Origin of the sequence: Roseburia sp. AF42-8 (assembly GCF_003435965.1) — a bacterium.
Taxonomy (GTDB): Bacteria; Bacillota; Clostridia; order Lachnospirales; family Lachnospiraceae; genus Roseburia_C; species Roseburia_C amylophila.
In genome coordinates, this window is sequence record NZ_QTVB01000135.1 from 1 (window position 1) to 876 (window position 876).

Genomic DNA, 876 nt, shown 5'->3' on the forward strand with positions numbered 1-876 from the left:
CACGAGATAAAAATAGTACGTAGATTGGAGAATAATAACTAAATTAAGAAAATGAAAAATAGAATAATAAGGAAGAAAGCATGAAGAAACATACGGAGATTTCATACCTGAAGGGATAGGTATAATTGCAGTTGTATTAGGGCATACAAATGCATCTAATATTGTTCCAATTATTTATTATTGGCATTTGCCATTGTTCCTTTTTATAATTGGACTTACATATAATAAAGAAAAGTATGCTAATAATGTATCAAGATTAATTGCGGCAAGGCTGCATAGTTTCTTTCCGATGTATATGGTATACATGGTATTACTTGGTTTGATGCGTAATGTGTTTTATAAAATGGGGATTCTTCAAGATGTATATCAGCCGTATGACATATGTACAGGGATGGATGCTCTAGTAAATTATTTGAAATTAAACGCAGAACCATTTGCAGGTGCATTATGGTTTATGTTCCCATTCTTTTGGGCAACCTTGTTATATGGTGTAATATATTTGGCAATATATAAGCTAAGGTTAAGTGAGCTAGGCGAATGTATTTTTAGCTTTGTATGTTGTACGTTATGTTCTGTCGTAGGTTTCTTTTATGTGGGGAAAGAGTTTTTTTTAAACAGCTTTTTTGACATCGCATTAGTTATTATGCCGATTGTGTGGGCAGGTGGAATGTATCGAAAGTTTCAGACTCGCAGCAGGAAGTATTTCAACATAATAGGTTTTGCTTTGGGCATTATAGTATTATTGATTGCTCATTATAGATATAATTTATGGATTATATTGGATCAAAGAAAATATGTTAATCCATTAGTGTTTTATATATTAGCGAGTATAGGAATATATTGTTGTATATGCGTGGCAAAATTATTAGATAAAAA

General features: G+C 31.4%; 1 protein-coding gene. It reads left to right on the forward strand.

Features of this window, described 5'->3' with window-relative positions; translation table 11 throughout:
* Positions 1-172 precede the first annotated feature (172 nt).
* A partial coding sequence (locus DW059_RS15665) for an acyltransferase family protein (RefSeq protein ID WP_242986341.1) occupies positions 173-876 on the forward strand: 704 nt, incomplete at its 3' end.